Source organism: Corynebacterium sp. zg254, assembly GCF_024701495.1.
Classification (GTDB): Bacteria; Actinomycetota; Actinomycetes; order Mycobacteriales; family Mycobacteriaceae; genus Corynebacterium; species Corynebacterium zhongnanshanii.
Genome location: NZ_WIAR01000003.1, coordinates 1 through 20,507 on the forward strand (window position 1 = coordinate 1; position 20,507 = coordinate 20,507).

Annotated in this window: 21 protein-coding genes and 5 tRNA genes; 8 read left to right on the forward strand and 18 right to left on the reverse strand. The window is 62.6% G+C overall.

The window, feature by feature from the left end; translation table 11 throughout:
* Positions 1–612: 612 nt before the first annotated feature.
* The 4 genes from murA to GC425_RS07575 all read right to left on the reverse strand — a co-directional run bounded on the left by murA (position 613) and on the right by GC425_RS07575 (position 4,248).
* The gene (gene murA, locus GC425_RS07560; RefSeq protein WP_151844579.1) at positions 613–1,869 is read right to left on the reverse strand and encodes a UDP-N-acetylglucosamine 1-carboxyvinyltransferase; all 1,257 of its coding nucleotides are present in this window, start codon (positions 1,867–1,869) and stop codon (positions 613–615) included.
* 59 nt (positions 1,870–1,928) lie between these two features.
* Entirely contained in the window at positions 1,929–2,831 is a 903-nt protein-coding gene (locus tag GC425_RS07565; RefSeq protein WP_151844580.1) for a helix-turn-helix transcriptional regulator, read from the reverse strand.
* Positions 2,832–2,940: 109 nt separating this feature from the next.
* Positions 2,941–3,462, reverse strand: coding sequence for a hypothetical protein (locus GC425_RS07570; RefSeq protein WP_151844581.1), 522 nt, complete (start codon positions 3,460–3,462; stop codon positions 2,941–2,943).
* A complete protein-coding gene (locus tag GC425_RS07575) occupies positions 3,463–4,248 on the reverse strand; it encodes an enoyl-CoA hydratase-related protein (RefSeq protein WP_374707645.1) in 786 nt (261 codons plus the stop codon).
* 124 nt (positions 4,249–4,372) lie between these two features.
* Between GC425_RS07575 and cysK the strand changes: the two genes are divergently transcribed.
* Positions 4,373–5,305 (forward strand): cysteine synthase A, encoded by a 933-nt coding sequence (cysK, locus tag GC425_RS07580; protein WP_151842469.1) that lies wholly within the window; start codon positions 4,373–4,375, stop codon positions 5,303–5,305.
* An 18-nt stretch (positions 5,306–5,323) separates the two neighbouring features.
* Complete coding sequence (epsC, locus tag GC425_RS07585; protein WP_151842470.1) at positions 5,324–5,908, forward strand: serine O-acetyltransferase EpsC; 585 nt, start codon at positions 5,324–5,326, stop codon at positions 5,906–5,908.
* 3 nt (positions 5,909–5,911) lie between these two features.
* On the opposite strand, the gene GC425_RS07590 is transcribed toward epsC, so the two are convergent.
* From GC425_RS07590 to GC425_RS07620, 7 genes are all read right to left on the reverse strand, one after another.
* On the reverse strand, positions 5,912–6,202 hold the full coding sequence (locus GC425_RS07590) for a GNAT family N-acetyltransferase (protein WP_151842471.1): 291 nt from the start codon (positions 6,200–6,202) through the stop codon (positions 5,912–5,914).
* Between the two features lie 63 nt (positions 6,203–6,265).
* Positions 6,266–6,338, reverse strand: a tRNA-Phe gene (locus GC425_RS07595).
* Positions 6,339–6,376: 38 nt separating this feature from the next.
* A tRNA-Asp gene (locus tag GC425_RS07600) sits at positions 6,377–6,450 on the reverse strand.
* 173 nt (positions 6,451–6,623) lie between these two features.
* A tRNA-Asp gene (locus GC425_RS07605) sits at positions 6,624–6,697 on the reverse strand.
* Position 6,698: 1 nt separating this feature from the next.
* Positions 6,699–6,771 (reverse strand) — tRNA-Glu (locus GC425_RS07610).
* A 152-nt stretch (positions 6,772–6,923) separates the two neighbouring features.
* Positions 6,924–6,996, reverse strand: a tRNA-Lys gene (locus tag GC425_RS07615).
* A 94-nt stretch (positions 6,997–7,090) separates the two neighbouring features.
* Complete coding sequence (locus GC425_RS07620) at positions 7,091–8,596, reverse strand: acetyl-CoA hydrolase/transferase family protein (protein ID WP_151844583.1); 1,506 nt, start codon at positions 8,594–8,596, stop codon at positions 7,091–7,093.
* Positions 8,597–8,801: 205 nt separating this feature from the next.
* On the opposite strand from GC425_RS07620, the gene dusB reads away from it, so the two are divergent.
* Positions 8,802–9,950, forward strand: a complete 1,149-nt coding sequence (gene dusB / locus GC425_RS07625) for a tRNA dihydrouridine synthase DusB (RefSeq protein WP_257822879.1) — start codon at positions 8,802–8,804, stop codon at positions 9,948–9,950.
* A 20-nt stretch (positions 9,951–9,970) separates the two neighbouring features.
* Positions 9,971–10,657, forward strand: coding sequence for a PhoU domain-containing protein (locus GC425_RS07630; RefSeq protein WP_151844584.1), 687 nt, complete (start codon positions 9,971–9,973; stop codon positions 10,655–10,657).
* Here GC425_RS07630 and pstB read toward each other — a convergent pair.
* From pstB to GC425_RS07660, 6 genes are all read right to left on the reverse strand, one after another.
* A complete protein-coding gene (gene pstB, locus GC425_RS07635) occupies positions 10,633–11,409 on the reverse strand; it encodes a phosphate ABC transporter ATP-binding protein PstB (RefSeq protein ID WP_151842474.1) in 777 nt (258 codons plus the stop codon). The two genes, GC425_RS07630 and pstB, sit on opposite strands and share 25 nt — an antisense overlap.
* 30 nt (positions 11,410–11,439) lie before the next feature.
* Positions 11,440–12,324 (reverse strand): phosphate ABC transporter permease PstA, encoded by an 885-nt coding sequence (gene pstA / locus GC425_RS07640; RefSeq protein ID WP_151842475.1) that lies wholly within the window; start codon positions 12,322–12,324, stop codon positions 11,440–11,442.
* 13 nt (positions 12,325–12,337) lie between these two features.
* Positions 12,338–13,381 carry a phosphate ABC transporter permease subunit PstC gene (gene pstC, locus GC425_RS07645; protein ID WP_151844585.1) on the reverse strand — a complete coding sequence of 348 codons (1,044 nt, stop codon included), beginning with the start codon at positions 13,379–13,381 and terminating at the stop codon, positions 12,338–12,340.
* A 35-nt stretch (positions 13,382–13,416) separates the two neighbouring features.
* The gene (gene pstS / locus GC425_RS07650; RefSeq protein WP_231699770.1) at positions 13,417–14,532 is read right to left on the reverse strand and encodes a phosphate ABC transporter substrate-binding protein PstS; all 1,116 of its coding nucleotides are present in this window, start codon (positions 14,530–14,532) and stop codon (positions 13,417–13,419) included.
* 224 nt (positions 14,533–14,756) lie between these two features.
* Positions 14,757–15,761, reverse strand: coding sequence for a mycothiol synthase (mshD, locus tag GC425_RS07655; RefSeq protein ID WP_151844587.1), 1,005 nt, complete (start codon positions 15,759–15,761; stop codon positions 14,757–14,759).
* Positions 15,762–15,821: 60 nt separating this feature from the next.
* Positions 15,822–16,490: a response regulator transcription factor gene (locus tag GC425_RS07660; RefSeq protein WP_269434234.1), complete on the reverse strand. Its 669-nt coding sequence runs from the start codon at positions 16,488–16,490 to the stop codon at positions 15,822–15,824.
* 67 nt (positions 16,491–16,557) lie between these two features.
* On the opposite strand from GC425_RS07660, the gene GC425_RS07665 reads away from it, so the two are divergent.
* Entirely contained in the window at positions 16,558–17,412 is an 855-nt protein-coding gene (locus tag GC425_RS07665) for a DUF2993 domain-containing protein (protein ID WP_151842480.1), read from the forward strand.
* A 16-nt stretch (positions 17,413–17,428) separates the two neighbouring features.
* Positions 17,429–18,073: an FABP family protein gene (locus tag GC425_RS07670; RefSeq protein ID WP_151842481.1), complete on the forward strand. Its 645-nt coding sequence runs from the start codon at positions 17,429–17,431 to the stop codon at positions 18,071–18,073.
* Positions 18,074–18,082: 9 nt separating this feature from the next.
* Here the strand turns inward: GC425_RS07670 and GC425_RS07675 are convergent, their stop codons facing one another.
* Entirely contained in the window at positions 18,083–18,988 is a 906-nt protein-coding gene (locus tag GC425_RS07675; RefSeq protein WP_151844588.1) for an aminodeoxychorismate lyase, read from the reverse strand.
* Here GC425_RS07675 and GC425_RS07680 point away from each other — a divergent pair.
* Positions 18,987–20,156 carry a folate-binding protein YgfZ gene (locus GC425_RS07680; protein WP_231699771.1) on the forward strand — a complete coding sequence of 390 codons (1,170 nt, stop codon included), beginning with the start codon at positions 18,987–18,989 and terminating at the stop codon, positions 20,154–20,156. The genes GC425_RS07675 and GC425_RS07680 overlap by 2 nt on opposite strands.
* Before the next feature lie 142 nt (positions 20,157–20,298).
* The gene (locus GC425_RS07685; protein ID WP_151842483.1) at positions 20,299–20,505 is read left to right on the forward strand and encodes a DUF3073 domain-containing protein; all 207 of its coding nucleotides are present in this window, start codon (positions 20,299–20,301) and stop codon (positions 20,503–20,505) included.
* The last annotated feature ends 2 nt before the right edge of the window (positions 20,506–20,507 follow it).

Below are 20,507 nucleotides of genomic sequence, written 5' to 3' on the forward strand. Positions count from 1 at the left end.
AATAAATCATTCAAAAACCTGTCACTGCCATCACCAGCCCCGACGGGAAGAAGGGACCTCCAACAACAACAAGCCACAGTCAGACAACAACAACACACACAAAAACCTGCATGCGCCATCATCGATTACTATTCCCGTGTCACATGCGCGCTACCGCACACTGGCACACAAACAGCCCCACAACAACACAAAAGCATCATCATGAGAATGAACACCCACCCAGCAACACGACGCCAGGCCACCACAACATGCAAAAAGGGGCATCCACCAACCATGTCCTCACACCAACACACCAACAACAGGCGTGTCAGTACTGTGGAAACAAATTAAACTTGGTTCATCACACTATTGAGTTCTCAAACAACCTGCGCACACACAACCACACCCACACAACAGTGAATGCAAATCATGAAGCAAAACCAGAAACCATAACGTTCCAGTACAGATCATCAGGGCCGTTTTCCTGCCCCTCCCCTAACAACAACCCCACACAATCACTCTGTGTGGCCTGTCCGGGAGCCGGTGTCGGTCGCTCTGACTTGAACTAATCTACACACAACCCACACACAACACAAATCCCCAGGTCATGGCGCGAAAATGAACGGTTTAAAACTAACGTTTAACGCGCTTAATCCCCGCACCTAACGCACGGAGCTGTTCATCGAAGCCCGGGTAGCCGCGATCGATGTGATAGACGTCGTGCACCTCTGTATCGCCCTCAGCCACCAGCGCAGCAAGCACCAACCCGGCACCCGCGCGAATATCGGAACTCCACACCGGCGCGGAAGACAACGGACGTCCACCACGAATGACCACATGGTGGCCATCGATGCTGGCGTCGGCACCAAGACGCATCAGTTCATCCACAAAGCGGAAACGGGACTCGAAGATGTTCTCGGTGATGACGGACATTCCTTCCGAGGCCACGCACAGCGCGATGGCCATGGGCTGCAGGTCCGTGGGGAATCCGGGGAACGGCAGGGTTTGATAATCCACCGCCGTAGGCTGCGCATTCTGCACCACCCGGAAGCCGGACGGGTAGGTCTCTACCTGTGCGCCCGCCAGCTTCAGCTTCTCCAACACCAGGTGCAGGTGCTGCGGATCAATGCCCGCCACCGTGATGTCGCCCTGCGTGATCGCCGCAGCATACGCCCAGGTTCCGGCCACAATGCGGTCGCCCACCACGTCGTGCTCGCAGGCGCGCAGGCTGTCCACCCCTTCCACCGTAATCACGTTGGAGCCCGCGCCCGAGATCTTCGCGCCCATCTCATTCAAGAAGTTGCACAGGTCAACGATCTCCGGCTCACGCGCCGCATTGTCCAGCGTGGTGGTCCCCTCCGCCAGCACGGCCGCGGTCAGTATGTTCTCCGTCGCCCCCACCGACGGAAAGTCCAACTTGATGTGCGCCCCGCGCAGGTGATCGGCCTCCGCCACCACGCACCCGTGCTCGATACGGGTGTGTGCACCCAGCTTCTCCAGGCCTGTTTGGTGCATGTCGAGGGGGCGGGAACCGATGGCGTCACCGCCGGGAAGGGCCAGGCGGGCCCTGTGGCACCGGGCGGTCAGTGGCCCCAAAATAGCGACCGACGCCCGGAACTGCCGCACCGCGTCAAAGTCCGCGTTGTATTCAATCTCCGCGGGCGTGGTGATGTGAATCGTCGCACCATCCACCTGCACCTCGCAGCCCAGTCCCCGCAGGACATCGGCCATATACGCCACGTCAGCGATCTGCGGACAGTTGTGTAACGTGGTGGTGCCCTCAGCCAGTAGAGCTGCAGACATCAACTTGAGCACACTGTTTTTTGCGCCGTGTACCCGTACCGCACCGCTTAGGCGCGCGCCTCCCGTGACGATAAAGCTGTCTTTCACGACCTCCACAGTAGACAATATTCACCGCAGATGCCGTCAAAGAACCAACCAACAACCGATCAGGGAAGGGCACCAATCCGGCGCGCTGCATTGACCGCTTCGTAGCGCGTGTGCGCTCCCAGCTTGCGCATCACCGAACGCAGATAGCTCTTCACAGTCTCAGCACCGATGCCCATTTCCGCGGCCGCCTCCACATTGGTGTGCCCCAGGGCCACGCAGGCCAGGACATCCAGCTCGCGGGCGGACAGCTTGGTGGTCTGCTTCACCCGCACTGGCGAGACCATCTGGTCGCACAGGACTTCCAAATCCCTACGAAGCGCCTCATCTTCCACGCGGTTGGCCAACATGCGCAGCTTGGAGTGGGTGGCGCGCACCTGCTCCCATTCCGCGCCGGACATGGAGCGATTCTGCTTCGGGGCCGCCGCCTGGGAGGCGGCGCTGCTGGTGGCGCTGTTGGCATTGGCGGCTGCGGCGGAGCTGCTATTACGCGCGCCATCATGACGACGCAACGCGTCCAGTACCGCCAGGTCCTGCTCCAGGCAGCGGGCTGTCATCGTCACTTCCTCTAGGACCTTGTCCCCCATGCGGGCCTTGGAGTGCACGCCGGCGTAGAGCACGCCACGCATATCCCGGTTCACGATCACCGGCACCGCGACGATGGAGTGGAGCCCCTCGTCCCGGATGTGGCGATCGAAATCGTGGGTGATGGACTTCGCGCGGGTGTAGTCGGATACGCCCACGGGGCGGCGGGTTGCCAGGACGCGGCCACCCACACCTACCCCCACGTTCATCTCGAGGTTATGGAGCGCCGGAGTGCGCAGGCCCACCCACTTGTTGATGCGTAACTTTCCGTCTGTTTGCACGGCTCCATACATCGTGGCGGGGATGCCCGTCGCGTTTTTCAACGAGTTCAAAGCGGAAAAGATTGCGTCCTCGTCATCGCGGTGGCGTTGCTGCTCCACGTAGTTACTCCTCACACCGGGTGCCCTCACGGGGGGAATCCTAGATTCCAGGGCACTGTCCCAGTGAGTATATGCCACACCCCCTATACCCCCAAAATTGCCCCCACTCCTAAAGATCCTCGCGCGCACTGAGGCGCACAATGCGCTCCAGACCACGGTCAACGCTGTCCGGAGAAGACGCGAGCAGCTTCTTCGTGAGGGCCTTGCCCACCGCCTTGACGGGAATGTCCGCCTCCACGTACGCGGTGACGCGCACGACGTCCGGCGTCGCCGAGGGTTCAAAGGTCAGCACCGTGCGGAGGTTGCCAATCCTATGGGGCAGGGACACCAGGGTGTGCATGGAGAAGCCGTCCTCCTCCAGCGGCTGCACCGCCACCGCCTGGCCCGTTTCCGGCGCTTCCGAACCCTCCGGCCCATCCACACTGCGCATATGCACCACGGCGTGCGTCACGCCCTCGTCATCCACGGTGTAGTCCGCGTGGAAGATCTCCGCGCCCGTGCTGTTCTGCTCGGGCCGCGCCATGTCCTCGTCGGTACACAGGTAGGTGCGCGAGCTCACCACACGGTGCGCCTCGGCCAGAGGCACAGGCAGGTCGCGCTTAAAGATCTTCCCTTGAGGTTTCTTAGCCATTTAGCGGTGCTTCCACTCCGGATCGCGCTTCTCCACGAATGCGGACATGCCTTCCTTCTGGTCCTCCGTAGCGAAGAGCTTCCAGAACTGCTGGCGCTCCAGCTCCACCCCCTCGGTGAGGGTGGTCTGGTAGGCCGCGTCGACAGTCTTCTTCGCCGCCTCGAGCGCCACGTGGGATTTGGAGGCAATGCCTGCCGCGATCTTATGAACTTCCTCGGCGAATCCTTCGGTGGGCAGCACGCGGGACACGAGTCCTGCCCGCTCTGCTTCGTCGGCCTTCATCATGCGTCCGGTGAGGATCAGGTCCATGGCCTTGTACTTGCCGACCGCGCGGGTGAGGCGCTGCGTTCCCCCCATTCCTGGGATGACGCCGAGGTTGATCTCGGGCTGGCCGAACGTGGCTGACTCGCTCGCCAGGAGGATGTCGCCGAGCATGGCCACCTCGCACCCGCCGCCCAGGGCGAATCCGGATACTGCGGTGATCAGCGGGGTAGATAACGACGCCAGCTTCTCCCATTCCGCGAATAGTCGCTGATCGGCGACCTCAGGGTAGGTTTGATCCTTCATTTCCTTGATATCGGCCCCAGCTGCGAAGGCTTTTTCGCTACCGATGAGCACAATGGCGCCCACCTCGGCGTCGGAATCAAATTTCTCAGCGGCGGCGGTGACTTCGGCCAGGACGGTGGAATTCAGGGCGTTGAGGGCCTTGGGTCGGTTGATGGTGATGGTGGCGACGTGGTCGGCAACGTCGACGAGGATGGTTTCAAATTCGGTGCTGTTAGTCATGGCTCCCATTGTCCCAAAAAGATCACCCCTGGCGCCACCGGGGGATGAAGTGTAGGATCTAAAAACAGACCGATCAGTCTGTTCATTGGACATAGACAACAAAACTCGGAAAGGATGTCCCCACATGGCAAAGATTTACGACAACCTCACTGATCTCATCGGAAACACTCCGCTGCTCAAGGTCAACAAAGTCAACGACGGCGACGCCACCGTTCTGCTGAAGCTGGAAGCCGCTAACCCCGGCAACTCCGTCAAGGACCGCATCGGTAAGGCCATCATCGACGCTGCAGAGAAGGACGGCTCCCTGAAGCCAGGCGGCACCATCGTGGAAGCAACCTCCGGTAACACCGGAATCGCACTGGCCATGGTCGGCGCAGCCAAGGGCTACAAGGTCATCCTGACCATGCCAGAGACCATGTCCAACGAGCGCCGCATCATGCTGCGCGCGCTGGGTGCAGAGCTGGTTCTGACCCCAGGTGCAGGCGGAATGCAGGGTGCTGTGGACAAGGCCAACGAGATCGTGGAGTCCACCGACAACGCCATCCTGGCCCGCCAGTTCTCCAACCCAGCCAACCCTGAGGTGCACTACAACACCACCGGCCGCGAGGTCTACGAAGACACCGACGGCAAGGTAGACATCTTCGTCGCAGGTGTGGGTACCGGCGGAACCGTCTCCGGTGCTGCGAAGTACCTGAAGGAGCAGAACCCAGACATCCGCATCGTGGGTGTGGAGCCAGCCGACTCCCCACTGCTGACCGAGGGACGCTTCGGACCTCACAAGATCCAGGGCCTGGGCACCAACTTCTTCCCAGAGAACCTGAACAAGGACATCATCGACGACGTGTACGACGTTGCCCTGGACGATGCTGTGAAGACCGCTCGCCAGCTGGCCGCTGAAGAGGGCGTGCTGTCCGGAATCTCCTCCGGCGCCAACGTCTGGGCCGCTTTGCAGGAGGCAAAGAAGCCTGAGAACGCCGGCAAGACTATCGTGGTAATCGTCCCTGACTTCGGTGAGCGCTACGTCTCCACCCTTCTGTTCGAAGACCTGCGCGACTAGTTTTTAAGGATTCGATCTGTGAGCATTATCGGACGCATTCGCGAGGACCTCGCCAACGCCCGACAGCACGACCCCGCAGCACGAGGCGACCTAGAAAACGCCATTGTGTACTCCGGGCTGCACGCCATCTGGGCGCATCGCGTGTCCCACGTTCTGTGGACCAAGGGGCTCCGCGGTCCCGCCCGCGTGTTGAGCCAAATCACTCGCGCGCTCACGGGCATCGAAATCCACCCAGGCGCCACCATTGGCCGGAGGTTCTTCATCGACCACGGCATGGGCGTAGTCATCGGCGAGACCGCCGAAATCGGCGACGATGTCATGCTCTACCACGGCGTGACCCTCGGCGGCTCCGAGCTGGTTCAGCGCAAGCGCCACCCCACCATCGGCAACGGTGTGATGATCGGCGCTGGCGCCAAGGTGCTGGGCCCCGTCACCATCGGTGAGGGCTCCGCTGTGGGCGCGAATGCGGTGGTGACGAAGGACGCCCCACCGCATTCCATCCTGACGGGCATTCCGGCGCAGCCACGGCCGCGCAAGCCCTCTCAGACCACGCCTCTGGTGGACGCCGTCAAGTGGGTTGACGACCTCCAGAACAACATTTAGAACCTACTTCTTCACCAAGTCCTGGTACTCCGGGTTCTTGGCGATAAAGCCCTCCACGGCCGTGCAGGTAGGGATGATGGTCATCCCAGCCTCGCGAGTGTCGTCGAGGGCTTCTTTAATGAGCAGCTTGGACAATCCCTGACCCTGGTAGGCGGAATCCACAACAGTGTGGTTGAAGTCCCGCACGGAGCCGTTTTCCACAAACTCGGCGTAGCCGGCCTCTGCCCCATCCACCTGGATGACATAGCGGGCTTCTTCTTTAACAACAGTTTTCTGTGGTGTGGTATCAGACATGCCCCCACCCTACCGAAAAACACGAAGCCGCCCATCCTCCATAGTGAGGATGGGCGGTGAGTGTGGCCAGAGCCGGGATCGAACCGGCGACCTTTCACTTTTCAGGCGAACGCTCTACCGACTGAGCTATCTGGCCTCGAAATAAAAACTCTGTGTGGAATCTTTAATTCGACGCGACCCTGACGGGACTTGAACCCGCGACCTCCGCCGTGACAGGGCGGCGCGCTAACCAACTGCGCCACAGGGCCACATACACTGCGTTATTCACGCTCATGTGCACGAGAAGTAACTATATAGGCACATGCCTAGAGAGTACAAATCACCAGGTCAGAGAAGCATTTTGCATACCCCAAGGGCAGGCTAAAGCGCGCACGAAAAAACCGGCGCATCTCACTATCCGATGCACCGGTTTTTCACCTTGCGACCCTGACGGGACTTGAACCCGCGACCTCCGCCGTGACAGGGCGGCGCGCTAACCAACTGCGCCACAGGGCCGTACTCCCAACGGGATTCGAACCCGTGTTGCCGCCGTGAAAGGGCGGAGTCCTAGGCCCCTAGACGATGGGAGCAATACTAACGACGTTGTTTCCAACTTCTTTAGCAGCCCGCTTAGCTTAAACAATAAAGCACCTTTTGCACAAATCGCCTGGTCACACCCACTATGTATGCCGTCAAAAACACGTGAACCCCGCGCTGCTGCGCGGGGTTCACGTGCGTGCTGTGGGCCCTCCGGGGCTCGAACCCGGGACCTGCGGATTAAAAGTCCGTAGCTCTACCAACTGAGCTAAAGGCCCAACGCCTTCAACATTCTAGCGAAAAAGCCACCATAAAAGAAAACCGCCCCGCGTTGGGGGGCGGCCAGAGTTACATGCACCTAGCTGGACAACACTAGCCGCGCATGTCTCCCTTCTCCAAGAAGTTTGTGTGGAACTGGAAGGCCGTAGCCAGGTCGTGAGGGGTGTGCAGCGCGTTACCGGCCTTGGTGGCCCGCTCGTAGTACTCCTCCAGCAGCGGACGGTAGTCCGGGTGCGCAATGGAGATCATCTTCTTCACACGGTCGCGTGGCGCCGTGCCGCGCAGGTCAGCGTAGCCGTACTCGGTGATGATCACCATGGCGTCGTGCTCCGTGTGGTCAATGTGGGAGGCAAACGGCACGATTGCGGAGATCGCGCCGTCCTTAGCCTGAGACGGCGAGATGAAGGAGGAGATGAAGGCGTTGCGGGTGAAGTCTCCGGAGCCGCCGATGCCGTTCATCACCTTGGAGCCGGTGACGTTGGTGGAGTTGATGTTTCCGTAAATATCAGCCTCGATCATGCCGTTGGTAGCGATCAGACCCACGCGACGGATGACCTCTGGGTGGTTGGAGATCTGCTGTGGGCGCAGGACGATGGACTCGCGGTAGCGCGCGGCTTCATCGTTCATCTTGTCCGCATATTCGGGCGACAGGGCGAAGGAGGTGGCGGAGGCGACGGTCATCTTGCCGGCGTCGATCAGGTCGATCATGCCATCCTGGATCACCTCGGTGTAGGCCTGAATGTTCTCAAACTTGGAGTCCAGCAGACCGTTCATCACGGCGTTGGGCACGTTACCCACGCCGGATTGCATGATGTACTGGTCGTAGGCCAGGCGCCCGGCGCGGACCTCACCCTCCAGTAGGTCCAGGAAGTGCCCTGCAATCTGCTTGGAGGTCTCATCCAGCGGCTTGAACGGGGCGTTGCGGTCGGGGGCATTGGTCTTCACCACGGCCACGATCTTGGAGCTATCGACCGGGATGTAGGTGGTGCCGATGCGGTCGCCAGGGTTCTGGATAGGAATCGGGGTGCGGTTCGGCAGGTTCGGCACCTTGTAGACATCGTGCATGCCCTCAAGGTCCAGAGACTGCCACTCGTTGACCTCAACGATCACCTTGTCCGCGGCGTTGATGTACTCCACGTTGTTGCCCACCGCGGAGGAGGGAACGATGTGCCCCTCTTCGGTAATGCGCACGGCCTCGATGATGGCGACCTGGAAGTCACCGAAGAAGCCCTGTTCGACCTGCAGGCCCAGGTGGGAGAGGTGGATGTCTTGGTAGCGCGCCGTGCCGTCGTTGAATTGTCCGCGCAGGCCGGGATCCGAGTTGTAGGGGGTGCGGTAGTTGATCGCATTAGCCTCGGCCATCACGCCGTCGCAGTCGGGTGCGGTGGAGGCGCCAGTGAAGACGTTGATGGCGAACTCTTCACCGCGTTCGTGGGCCTCCTTGGCCTTGTTGGCGATGGCCGTGGGGAGCGCCTTGGGGTAGCCGGCACCGGTGAAGCCGGACATGCCGACATTGTCGCCGTTGTTAATGAATTGAGCGGCTTCGTCCGCGGTCATGACCTTGGACTGCAGTTCGGCGTGTGCGATGCGCTCGGACATCCTGTTGTTCCTCCTGTAGTTGTGAATTATGTTCGACGCCACAGCCCGCGTACATAAATAGTTTTAAATCAATAGTGATAAAACTATAACCGCAGGTAAAGGGCGCAAAACCTCTTGGACACAAGACTACATAAAGCATTCTGTTACAACCACCACACCCCGAAAATTTTTGCCTTCCCACCATTCGGGTGTGACAATTGAGCGCGTGAATAGCGCATTGCGAATAGGTTCCTTAGAGCTCGACAGCCCCGTGGTCCTGGCCCCCATGGCCGGGGTCACGAACGTGGCCTTCCGCACCCTCTGCCGCGAACAAGAGCGCCAGCGGATGGGCAGCGTGGCCGGCCTGTACGTGTGCGAAATGGTCACCGCGCGCGCCCTGGTGGAGCGCAACCCCAAAACGCTGCACATGACCACCTTCGCCCCCGACGAAGACCCCCGCAGCCTGCAGCTGTACACCACCGACCCCGAATACACCTACCGAGCAGCGAAGATGATCGTGGAGGAAAACCTCGCCGATCACATCGACATGAACTTCGGCTGCCCCGTCCCGAAGGTCACCCGCCGCGGCGGGGGTGCCGCCCTGCCCTACAAGCGCCGCCTGTTCGGCAACATCGTCGCCGCGGCCGTCAAGGCCACCGAGGGCACCGATATCCCCGTGACCGTGAAATTCCGCGTCGGCATCGATGACGACCACCACACGCACCTCGACGCCGGCCGCATCGCCGCCGACGAAGGCGCCGCCGCCGTGGCCCTGCACGCACGCACCGCCTCCCAGCGTTACTCCGGAGAGGCGAACTGGGACGAAATCGCCCGCCTGGTGGAGCACATCGACGGACGTGTGCCCGTGCTCGGCAATGGCGACATTTTCAAATCCACCGACGCCCGCGCGATGATGGACAGCACCGGCTGCGACGGCGTGGTGGTGGGGCGCGGCTGCCTGGGCCGCCCCTGGCTGTTCGCCCAGCTCTCCGCGGAGCTGCGCGGCCTGCCCGTCCCGGCGGAGCCCACCCTGGGGGACGTGGCCCGGATCATCCTGCGCCACGCGGAGCTTTTGTGTGACCACGAGGGCGAAACCAAGGGCTGCCGCGATATGCGCAAGCACATGACCTGGTACATGCGGGGCTTTCCGGCGGGCGGAGACCTGCGTCGGACATTGGCGACAATCACGTCCCTGGACGAGCTACGCCACGCCCTGGAGGACATCTGGGACTCCCCCGCCACCGCCGACGACGCCGACGGCGCCCGCGGACGCCAGGGCTCGCCCGCGAAGGTGCTCCTACCCGAGGGCTGGTTGGATGACCCCGAGGATGATGCCGTGCCCGAGGGCGCCGATATCATGCATTCCGGGGGCTAGATACTAGACTGGGTGACATCATGCGTGAACTCTACAATCAAAGACTGAACGCCTTTAACCACAACCAACGCGCCCTGGCCGACCTGGCTCACGACCTCATGAGCCAGGCCACGGAGGCGCTCCTGACGTCCAACCTGGAGCTGGCGGAATCCATCGTCGCCCGCGCCGACGAGGTGGACGAGCTGAAGGACCACGGGGAGCAAGCGGCGTTTGCCATGCTCGCCCTGGAGGCACCCGTGGCCCGCGACCTGCGCCACGTGGTCTCCGGCATTCACATCGTGGGAAGCTTCGCCCGCATGGCGTTGCTGGGTATCCACGTGGCCAAAGTAGCCCGACGCCGGCACCCGCAATGCGCGGTCCCCGACGAGCTCCGCCCCCGCATCCAGGAGATGTCTTCCCTGGGGTGTCACGCCGCTCTGATGGTGACGTCCATCATGGAGGACGCCGACCCACAGAAAGCCCTGGCGCTGGAGGGCGACGATGATCAGGTGGACCGGATCCACCATGAGCTGTTCAACCTCGCCACGGCGAAGGACTGGCCTTACTCAGCGCGCGAGGCCGTGGACGTCACCCAGCTCAGCCGGATGTTTGAGCGCTATTCCGACCACGCCGTCTCCGTCGGCAATCGAGTAATCTTCATGGCCACCGCCATGCAGCCGGAGGAGTTCGCGCAGTCCGTGGCTCATCCAAAGCGGCCAGAGATGTAATCCTCGGTCTCTTTCTTCTGCGGCTTCTCGAAGATCCTCTCCGTGGGGCCCACCTCCACGAGGTGGCCTGGCTTGCCGGTGGCCTCCAGCGAGAAGAAGGCCGTCTGGTCGGACACACGCGCGGCCTGCTGCATATTGTGCGTGACGATCACGATGGTGAATTGTTCCTTCAGCTCGTGGATCAAGTCCTCCACCGCCAGCGTGGAAATGGGGTCCAGGGCGGAGCACGGCTCGTCCATCAACAACACCTGCGGCTCCACCGCAATGGCCCGGGCGATACACAGGCGCTGCTGCTGACCACCGGAAAGGCTGCCGCCGGGCTTGTTCAGGCGGTCCTTGACCTCTTCCCACAGGTTCGCACCGCGCAGAGCCTTCTCCGCAACCTCGCGCAGCTTCTTCTTGTTCTTCTCTCCAGCCAGCTTCAGGCCGGCCACCACGTTTTCCTCGATGGACATGGTGGGAAACGGGTTGGCCTTCTGGAAGACCATGCCGATGGTGTTGCGCACCGCCACCGGATCCACCTTCGGGCCATAGATGTCCTCCCCATCCAGGAGGATCTCGCCCTCCACGCGAGCGTTGGGGATAACCTCGTGCATGCGGTTCAAGGTGCGCAGCACCGTGGACTTACCACAACCGGACGGGCCGATGAAAGCGGTGACGGACTTCGGTGGAATGGTGAGGTTGACATTCTGCACCGCGTGGAACTGGTCGTAGTAAATATTGACGTCTTTAAGATCAAGGCGCTTGGCCATGTGTGTACTCCTCGTCGAGTGCGGATGCGGTTACAGCTTCACCGAAAACTTCTTGGAAATAAAGCGGGCGCTCAGCATCAGGAAGGCCACCAACAGCACCAGGGTGAGCGCGGTTCCCCAAAGGCGTTGGAGCACGTAGTCGCTACTACCAGCGCCGTACATCTGCAGCATGAACAGCGGCAGGGAGTTCTGGTTGCCCTCAAAGACGTTCCAGTTGATGATCGGGGTGGATCCCACAAGAATCAGAACCGGGGCGGACTCTCCCATCACGCGGGCCACGGCCAGCATGATGCCGGTGACGATGCCGGACAGCGCGGTGGGTAACACGATGGTGCAGATGGTCTTCCACTTCGGAACACCCAGTGCGTAGGAGGCCTCGCGCAGCTCCATCGGCACAATGCGCAACATCTCTTCGGTGTTGCGGACGATGATCGGAACCATCAGCAGCACCAGTGCGATGGACACGGCGAAGCCGGAGCGGTTGAAGCCGAACATAGTAATCCACATGGCGTAGACGAACAGCGCGGCCACGATGGACGGCACGCCCGTCAGGATGTCCACCATGAACGTGGTGACGCGGCCCAGCAGGGAGCCGTTGGCGTACTCCACCAGGTAGATGGCGGTGAGCACACCGATCGGGATGGAGATGATCGACGTCACGGCCACCTGCACCAGGGTGCCGATGATCGCGTGGGCGATACCGCCGCCGGCGCGGTTCACCGGCTGGCCGGCCATGTCGAATCCCCACCAGGCGGGGTCCAGCACGGCGGACAGGCCGTTCATCACCACGGTGGCCAGCAACCACACCAGTGGGAGTAGGGCCAGAACCATCGTGCCGTAGATCAACACCGTCGCAACCTTGTCCTTGGCCTTGCGCGTGGTGGAGATGGGCACAAACATCTCAGTAGTAGTCATGGGGCGGGGTCTCCTAGTGCTTCTGAGCGACGACGGCACGGGCAGCGGCATTGACCAGGAAGGTCAAGATAAACAGCACCAGACCTGCGGCGATGTACGCGCCGGCCTTGAGGTTATCGTTAAACTCCGGGGCGGCGTTGGCGATGGCGGTCGCGAAGGTAGTACCACCGTCCAGCAGGGATCCGCGGAATCCCGGCGAGGACGCGATGACCATGTACAGCGCCATGGTCTCGCCCAGGGCGCGGCCCAGTCCCAGCATGGAACCGGAGACGAAGCCGGACATACCAAACGGCAGCACGGTCATGCGCACCACTTCCCAGCGGGTCGCTCCCAGCGCCAGCGCAGCCTCGACATGCCCCTTCGGGGTCTGCATGAACACCTCGCGGGTGGTCGCGGCGATGACCGGCAGGATCATGATGGCCAGCACCACACCACCGGTGAAGATGTTGCGGCTGGTGGACGTGGCCGGGGAGGTTCCTTGGTCAAAGTTAAAGAGGATGAATCCCCCGGCCCAGCCGGAGAGCCATTCGTAGAACGGCCCCATCGCCGGACCCAAGACCTGGCTACCCCAGATACCGAAGACGATGGACGGCACTGCGGCAAGCAGGTCCACCATAAAGCCCAGGGGCTTCATGAGCGGCTTGGGGCAGTAGTTGGACAGGAAGATGGCCACGCCCAGGGCCACCGGCATCGCGATGATGAGGGCCAGCAGGGAGACCATCACCGTGGTGAAGAACAGGTTCGGGATACCGAACTGCATCCAGCCACCGTCATTGACGGTGTAGTTGGTGTTCCAGCGTTCACCATAGGTGAAGAAGCTGATGAATCCGTCGCGCAGGCGGGACAGCGCCGGGATCGCGCGGAAGACCAAGAACAGGCCGATCAACGCGATGATGACCGTGATGAGGATGGAGGATCCCTTGGCCAGGGATTCAAAGGTCACATCCCCCACGCGCTTGACGGTCGATCCGCCCGCGCGCTGGCTGTGGGTCGTCGGGAGAGGTTCCTCTACGGACGCGGCGCGCGCGTCCGTGTCAGGACGGGTGGCTAAAGCCATGAGGTTTCCTTACAAGAAGTGGAGTGTCGCGGGGGTTACAGTGCGTCAACAGCGGCGGTCAGCTTGTCCTTGAACTGTCCGTCGACAGGAATGTAGCCCTCGTTCTCCAGGTCCTCGCTCTGGTTATCCAGCATGGTGTACAGGAAGTTCTTCACCAGCTTGGCCGTGTTCTCGTCGTAGCCCGCCGAGCACACGATCTCGTAGGTGGTCAGCACCAGCGGGTAGGCGCCGTCCTCCTTGGAGGCGTAGAGCGCGTCCGAATCCACCACCAGGTTGTGGCCTTCTCCGCTGAAGGCAACCTTGTTCAGGGCCTTGTTCACGCTGGTGGAGTTGAGCTCCACGGGGCCCTTGCCGAAGTCGATCTTGGCGATGTTCATATCGCCCTCGCGCTCCTTGGCGTAGCCGGACTCCACGTAGGTGATGGCGCCGTTGGTGACGGCCACCTGGTGGGCCACACCGGTGGACTTGTTGGTACCGGCGCCCACTGCCGTGGGGAAGGACTTGCCCTCGTCCGTCCAGTAGCCGTCGGTGGAGGCGCGGAGGAACTTCTGGAAGTTATCGGAGGTGCCGGACTCGTCGGCGCGGTACACCACGGAGATGGGGACGGCAGGCAGGTTCACGCCCGGGTTTTCGTCCTTGATGGCTGGGTCATCCCAGGAGGTGATCTCGCCCTTGAAGATCTTGGCGATCGTCATCGTGGACAGGTTCAGGGTCTCCTCCACACCGTCCAGCTTGTAGGCCACGGCCACCGGACCGATCACCATGGGCAGGTGCCAGGCCTCGTTGCCGCCACAGCGCTTCGCGGCGGCCTCCACCTGGTCGTCCTTCAGAGGGGAATCGGAGCCCGCGAAGTCCACCTGGTCGGAGATGAACTGGGTCTGTCCCGCGCCGGATCCCGTGGCGTTGTACGCCAGCTGGGCGCCGGTGGCGGCGGAAAACGCGGGGCTGAAGACGTTGTCCATGGCGTTTTGCTGTGCCGAGGATCCCTCGGCGCGCAGTTCTCCGGAGGCGTCGGTCGCGAGTTTGTCAGCGTTTTCTCCGCTTCCCCCCAGTGCGGAATCGTTGGCTGCATTGGAGCACGAGCTCAATGCCAGGGCGCCGGCGAACAAGGATACGGCTACAGCGCTCGAGCGCTTAGTCGTCTGCTTCACAGTAGTGTGCCTTCCGAGTAGGTATGCGTCAAAAAACATTCGTCGTTACCAGGCACTGTACAAATCCATGATGGACACGAAGCAGGCACAGGGTTAATGGAGGGTTAACAACCACTTTTCGGCCGTTGACCTGCGCGCATCCCCCACATGAGATACCCCCGAACGCTACCCCTTCCCCGGCCCGCACGCGCAGAGAAGCGCCCGCGGGTTCACCTCACGTTCACCTATAGCTGTCCGCGGTAGACCACATCAGTGTGCACCACATCGAAGCCCAGCTTCCGATACGTCGCCACCGCCGGGGCATTGTCGCCCTCCACATACAGCTCCACCAGGCCGCACCCGTGGTCCAGGAGGTAGCCGATGCCCAACGACGTCATCGCGCTGCCCATCCCCGTGCCCCGGGCCTCGTCGGCCACGCACACCACGTACACCTCGCCGGCGCGCTGCCCCTCGTCCACCTCCCGCTGGTCGACAGGGATCTTCGTCCAGTGGAAGCCCACGCAGTGGGTCCGCTCCCCGTCCTCCTTCCAGGCCATCAGCACGCCCTGGGGATCGAACCACGCCGTGTTTCGCGCCTCCGTCAGCTGTTCCAGGGACCATCCGCCCTGCTCCGGATGCCACGCAAAGGCCTCATTGTTCACGCGCAGCCACTCCTCGTCCGTGACGTCCTTCCCGAAACGCTCACAGGCCTGCTCATAGGTCAGGATGCTGAAGTCCAGGGACTCTGCACGCTCGTGCGCGTCCTTCGTGGCCTTCTCAAACAGGGCGTGGCGCGGCGAACCCGGCGCGCACTGGACGGACATCTTATGCAGCTCGCGCGTGCGGCGCGCGTCCAGCCGGGAGACGAAGCGCTGCGCCTCGGGGAGGTCGCCGTGCGCCCACACGTCGATGGCTCCCGTGATCCCCAGCTCATCCCGCAGTCCCTCGATGAGCTTCACCGCCAGTCCCGCGTGGCGGTACTGCGGGGATACGGCCAGCTCCACCACCCGATCCTCGTTGATGGCGATCACACCCACCACCACATCGTCCCCCGCAGTCCGGGCGATGAGGTGCCGGTGTCCCCGATCGTCCGAGAGCCCCCGCACGAAGGCCTCGCTGAGTGCTGCGACCTTATCGTAGTCCTCCACATCCGCGAGGAACTCCTTCACGGACTCCACCACCTCCGGCGAGGAATAGAGGTGCTCGCGGGGCTCAATACTAAACGGGCTGGCATCTCGGGAAGTATCCATGCTGTCCATCTTCCCTATTTCGCGCACGCCCTGCCACAGTTTTCGCCAAATTCAGCCCCGTTAGGACTCCTCCAGCGGCACCACCTTGTAACCTACGTTGCGCACCGTGGCGATGAGATGCTCGTAGTCATGGCCCAGTTTCGCCCGCAGCCGCCGCACGTGTACATCGACGGTCCGCGCGCCGCCGAAATAGTCATAGCCCCACACTTCCTGCAGCAATTGCTCCCGGGAAAACACCCGCCCGGCGTTTTTCACCAGGAAGAACAGCAGCTCGAATTCCTTGTAGGTCAAATCCAGCGGGGTGCCGGCCACACGCGCCACATAGGTCATCTCATCGACGATGAGCTTGCCCACGGCCGCGACGGACGAATCCTCCGCCTCCTCCACCGGCACGGGTTGGCGGGTCATCAACAAGCGAAGCCGGGCGTCGAACTCAACGGGGGACGTGGTAGGCAGGAAGAATTCATCCACGGCCCAGGAGGAATCCACGGCGATCAGGCTCGCCTCGTCGATCGCAATGACCACGGGCAGGGCGGGGTAGGCGGCGGCCACGGCGCGGCATAGGTCGCGGGCGTTGAGCAGGTTCGTGCCGGTGGTGTCGATGAGCACTACGTCGCACTCGTCGAGCTTCTTGATGGATTGCGCATCGAAAGGCAGGACGTGCGTGCTGTGGTTGAGCAGCGCCAGGGCAGGGATGATGTCGGCTACATCCTGAGTTTCTGAAATCACGGATATCTTCAACGCCTGTGTCGCCCTTCTGTACTCGCACAAGGAAAGTGGGGTAATAATAAGAATAATGAACGAGAGAGACATTGCCACACCCCACCTCAGCCGCGGCTGGAAAAGAACGCTGGTGGCGCTGGGCACGCTGATCGGCATTGTCCTCGGCGCAACTCTTGTGGACGCCCTGATCGCCGCACGTGTGGAGCATAAGATCAGCCAGAATCTCTACGAGCAGTCCAACCTGCCCTCACCCCCGGATGTGCACCTGGCCGGGTACCCCTACGTGTGGGCAGCGGTCAGCCACGAGCTGCAGGCCGTGACGGTCAACGCGAAGGACCTGGATGTTCCCGGCTTTGGGCTGGTCAGCGTGTACACCTCCGCGCAGTACGTGACGATCCCCCGCGCAGCCGTGTTCTCCGGCGATATTCAGAACGCCCCCGCCCGCAAGATGTTTACCCGCCTGCAGCTGGATGGCGTGTCCATTGGCTCCCGGATGGGCTTGAACGACCTGCACATTCAAAATCTGGAGGACATTTCGCCCCGCGGCGGCTGGGAGACCGAGGCGATCCTGCAGGGCTCCCCCAAGGGATACAAACGCCCGGTGAGCGTGGCCGTGTCCTTAAGGATCAAGGCGGGCGACGTGTACATCACCCCCACCCGCGTGATCGACGGGCCAGATTCCACGTCCGCTACCGCGAAGATTGTGGATGGGGATGATTTGAGTCCCGACGCCCAGCGCGCTTTCCGCGAGGCCTTCACCCTGAAACTCTCCGGTGCTGAGCTGCCCCTGCGGAAATCCCCGATGCGCGTGTATGTCTCCGGCGGGTCCATCTATGTGGAATCCGAGCAGTTTTACACCACGGTCAGCCTGGACGACCTGACACCGCACGTGGAGCCACTCCCTGAGGAGGAACGCCCCGGCTTATAGCTGTACGCTGGGTGCCATGACTGATACCCAGAACACCCCAGGAGACAAGCTGAATCCCGATGCTGCGCTGGACCGCGCGGCGGAGGCGGCGAAGAACACCGCCGATAAGAACGTGCCGGACTTCGGCGATCTGCCAATCCCCGCGGACACCGCGAATCTGCGCCTGGGCCCCAACCTGCACGACGGGCTTTTGGCCCTGCTGCCGCTGATCGGCGTGTGGCGTGGGCAGGGCCAGGCGGCCCACCCCGGCGAGGAGGAGTTTACCTTCGGCCAGCAGCTGGTGTTCGCCCACGACGGCGAGAACCGCATCTCTTTTGAGTCCCGCACCTGGCGGATGGGCGAGGACGGCGAGCCGTTGGACACGCCGGGCCGCCGCGAGACCGGCTTCTGGCGCATCAACGACGCCGACGAGATCGAGCTGATCATCACCCACTCGGACGGCATGGTGGAGATTCTGTACGGCAAGCCGCTGTCGGAGCGCGCCTGGGAGCTGGAGTCCGCCTCCACGATGGTCACGGCCACGGGGCCTGCGGCCTTGGGCCCCGGCAAGCGCTTGTACGGCCTGATGCCGAACAACGACCTGGGCTGGGTGGACGAGCGCATGATCGACGGCGAGATGGTGCCGTGGCAGTCCGCGCAGCTGCACCGTGTGGTTGGCTAGGGTGGCCGGTTAGCTCACGGCCTCCCACGCCATGGCCTCGATCTCCTCTGCACAGGATGGTCGAGGCATTTCGTGTCCATCGACGTGGGTCACGCGCGCTTGGACGCGCACGGAGGAGACCAGCCACACCCCGTCGAGCGCCGTGAGTTCCTCCACGGTCAGCGGCCGGTATTCCACGGTCCAGCCCCGAGCCTCGGCCACCTTAAACAGGGCTGCCTGGGTGGTTCCCGGCAGAATTCCCGCCTCCACCGGCGGGCTGACCAGGGTTTTCCCATCCACGCCGATGACGGTGGAGGTGGGCCCTTCCAAGACCAGGCCTTCGTCGGAGACAAAGATCACGTCGTCGAAGTCGTGGGATTTCGCGTAGCGCAGGGCGGCCATGTTCGCGGCGTAGCTCAGCGTCTTCGCCCCCACCAGCGCCCACGGGGAGCGCTGCGATAGATCGATGCGGAAGCCGCGCTCCGCGGTCATCACCCGCACGCCTTCGGCGCGGTCCTTCATCAGCTGCGGCCACGCCGGGCTGATGGTGATCCAGCCGGTGGCGGCCCCCGTGGATTCGCGGCCGCGGGAGTACACCCAGCGCAGCGCCGCCTCGTTCGGCACGTCCTCCCCCTGCGCGCGGGCCTGTTCCACGCGCCGGGTGAACTCCTCGGCGGCCATCGCGGTGGCTGTCAACCACGTCTCCCGGTCCGGGGCGTCCAGGTCCAGCATGGCGGAGCTGTTGACAAAGCGGTTGAAGTGCAGCTCAACGTTCTTCACATCCCCATCCCGCAGCATCAGCGTTTCGAAGATTCCGTCTCCGCGCACGGCGGCGAGGTCGTCGGAGTAAATGAAGGGGGCGTCCGCGTCCACGAAGTGCGGGGTGTCCGTGCCGAGCACGTCGAGGACCAGTTGGGAGGGAAGGTGTGAACTCATGCCACTGATCTTAGAGTACGGCTACGATGGGGTCATGCTGGATTCTTCCGAACTGAGCCCGATCCTTGACCACGAACCAGGCGCCAGCAATGTTGCCGATGGCGCGCACGCCCTCACTGCCTGGCATTACGGGGATCCGCTGGTGGAGCAGTCCCGCCTGGACAAGCCGGGGGCGGTGGGGCTGGTGGATGGCTGGGATCGGGTGGCGATCCGCATCACTGGGGGCGAGCGGCTGACGTGGCTGAATTCGCTGATTTCGCAGAAGGTCAATGCCATGCGGCCGGAGCAGGTGACCGAGGGGCTGGTGCTGTCCGCGCAGGGCCACGTTGAGCATTATTTTGGCATCACCGCCACCGAGGATGCGCTGGTTTTAGACGTGCACGTGTCCCGCGCCGAGGCGTTGCTGACCTATCTGACCCGCATGATCTTCTGGGCCGATGTGCAGGTGGAGCAGGTGCCCTGGTCCCGCCTGAGCCTGATTGCTCGCCATCCTATCCCCGACGCCCAGCCTGCTGCCCTCCTGGCCTCCGACCGCCGCGTGGGCTCGTGGCATGTGCGGGATCTGTGGTTTTCTAGGGACAAGATCACGTCCGCGTGGGATGGCCTGCGGGAGCAGGCGCGTCCCACCGGCGCGATGGCTGCGCGAGCGGTGCGCCTTGAGGCGCGGGTTCCCAGCCTGGAGGATCTTGACGAGCGCACCATCCCGCACGAGGTTCCCGCGTTCATCGGCGCCGGCGCGGTGGGTGCCACGCAGCGCGAGGTGGAAGAGGAAGGCCCCACGGATGCGGCGGTGCACCTGAACAAGGGGTGCTACCGCGGCCAGGAGACGGTATCCCGCGTGCAGAACTTAGGCAAGGCCCCGCGTGTGCTGGTGCTGCTGACCCTGGACGGTTCGGTGAATCGCTTGCCGGAGGTGGGTGCTGACGTCACCGCGGGCGGACGCACGGTGGGGCGCGTGGGCTCCTCCACGCACCATTGGGAGGAGGGGCCCATCGCGCTGGCTCTCATCAAGCGCGCGGTGGTGGAGAAGCTGGCGACGGATCCGGACCAGGTTCCGCCGCTGCAGGCCGACGGGATTGATGTGGCGATTGACCCCGCGGACATGGTGAAGGACGAGCGGGAGGCGCCCGGGCGCGCGGCGATCAAGCGCCTGAAACGCGTGGACTAGACGGGGCATCAACACGCCCCCTACCCCTGTCTGACCTTTGTTTTTCCGAGATTATCCACCTCGTTTAAGCAAATCGTATATAGAACCGCTATGGTGTAGGTCAGGAATAATACAAGTAAGAAACCCCCAAGGGAGTCAGTTCATGGGTCGTGGTCGCGCTAAGGCAAAGCAGGCAAAGGTCGCTCGTCAGCTGAAGTACAACACTCCAGAGATGGATCTGGAACGTTTGCAGCGAGAGCTGGCCGGGGGGTCCGACCGTGACCAGCAGGCTGACGAGTACAACGACGAGTACTCCGACGAGCCATGGTCCGAGTACATCGACGACGATGAGGACGAGCCTCAGCGCTAATC

What these genes read in the sequence shown, in the direction of transcription:
- GC425_RS07630 (WP_151844584.1), top strand. Translation starts at nt 9,971, where the DNA reads ATGCGTGAACTCTACAATCAAAGACTGAACGCCTTTAACCACAACCAA.
- GC425_RS07685 (WP_151842483.1), top strand. Translation starts at nt 20,299, where the DNA reads ATGGGTCGTGGTCGCGCTAAGGCAAAGCAGGCAAAGGTCGCTCGTCAG.
- GC425_RS07675 (WP_151844588.1), bottom strand. Translation starts at nt 18,988, where the DNA reads ATGAGTTCACACCTTCCCTCCCAACTGGTCCTCGACGTGCTCGGCACG.
- mshD (WP_151844587.1), bottom strand. Translation starts at nt 15,761, where the DNA reads ATGGATACTTCCCGAGATGCCAGCCCGTTTAGTATTGAGCCCCGCGAG.
- GC425_RS07620 (WP_151844583.1), bottom strand. Translation starts at nt 8,596, where the DNA reads ATGTCCGAGCGCATCGCACACGCCGAACTGCAGTCCAAGGTCATGACC.
- GC425_RS07575 (WP_374707645.1), bottom strand. Translation starts at nt 4,248, where the DNA reads ATGACTAACAGCACCGAATTTGAAACCATCCTCGTCGACGTTGCCGAC.
- pstB (WP_151842474.1), bottom strand. Translation starts at nt 11,409, where the DNA reads ATGGCCAAGCGCCTTGATCTTAAAGACGTCAATATTTACTACGACCAG.
- pstA (WP_151842475.1), bottom strand. Translation starts at nt 12,324, where the DNA reads ATGACTACTACTGAGATGTTTGTGCCCATCTCCACCACGCGCAAGGCC.
- GC425_RS07680 (WP_231699771.1), top strand. Translation starts at nt 18,987, where the DNA reads ATGCCACTGATCTTAGAGTACGGCTACGATGGGGTCATGCTGGATTCT.
- GC425_RS07670 (WP_151842481.1), top strand. Translation starts at nt 17,429, where the DNA reads ATGACTGATACCCAGAACACCCCAGGAGACAAGCTGAATCCCGATGCT.
- cysK (WP_151842469.1), top strand. Translation starts at nt 4,373, where the DNA reads ATGGCAAAGATTTACGACAACCTCACTGATCTCATCGGAAACACTCCG.
- pstC (WP_151844585.1), bottom strand. Translation starts at nt 13,381, where the DNA reads ATGGCTTTAGCCACCCGTCCTGACACGGACGCGCGCGCCGCGTCCGTA.
- GC425_RS07570 (WP_151844581.1), bottom strand. Translation starts at nt 3,462, where the DNA reads ATGGCTAAGAAACCTCAAGGGAAGATCTTTAAGCGCGACCTGCCTGTG.
- GC425_RS07665 (WP_151842480.1), top strand. Translation starts at nt 16,558, where the DNA reads ATGAACGAGAGAGACATTGCCACACCCCACCTCAGCCGCGGCTGGAAA.
- GC425_RS07590 (WP_151842471.1), bottom strand. Translation starts at nt 6,202, where the DNA reads ATGTCTGATACCACACCACAGAAAACTGTTGTTAAAGAAGAAGCCCGC.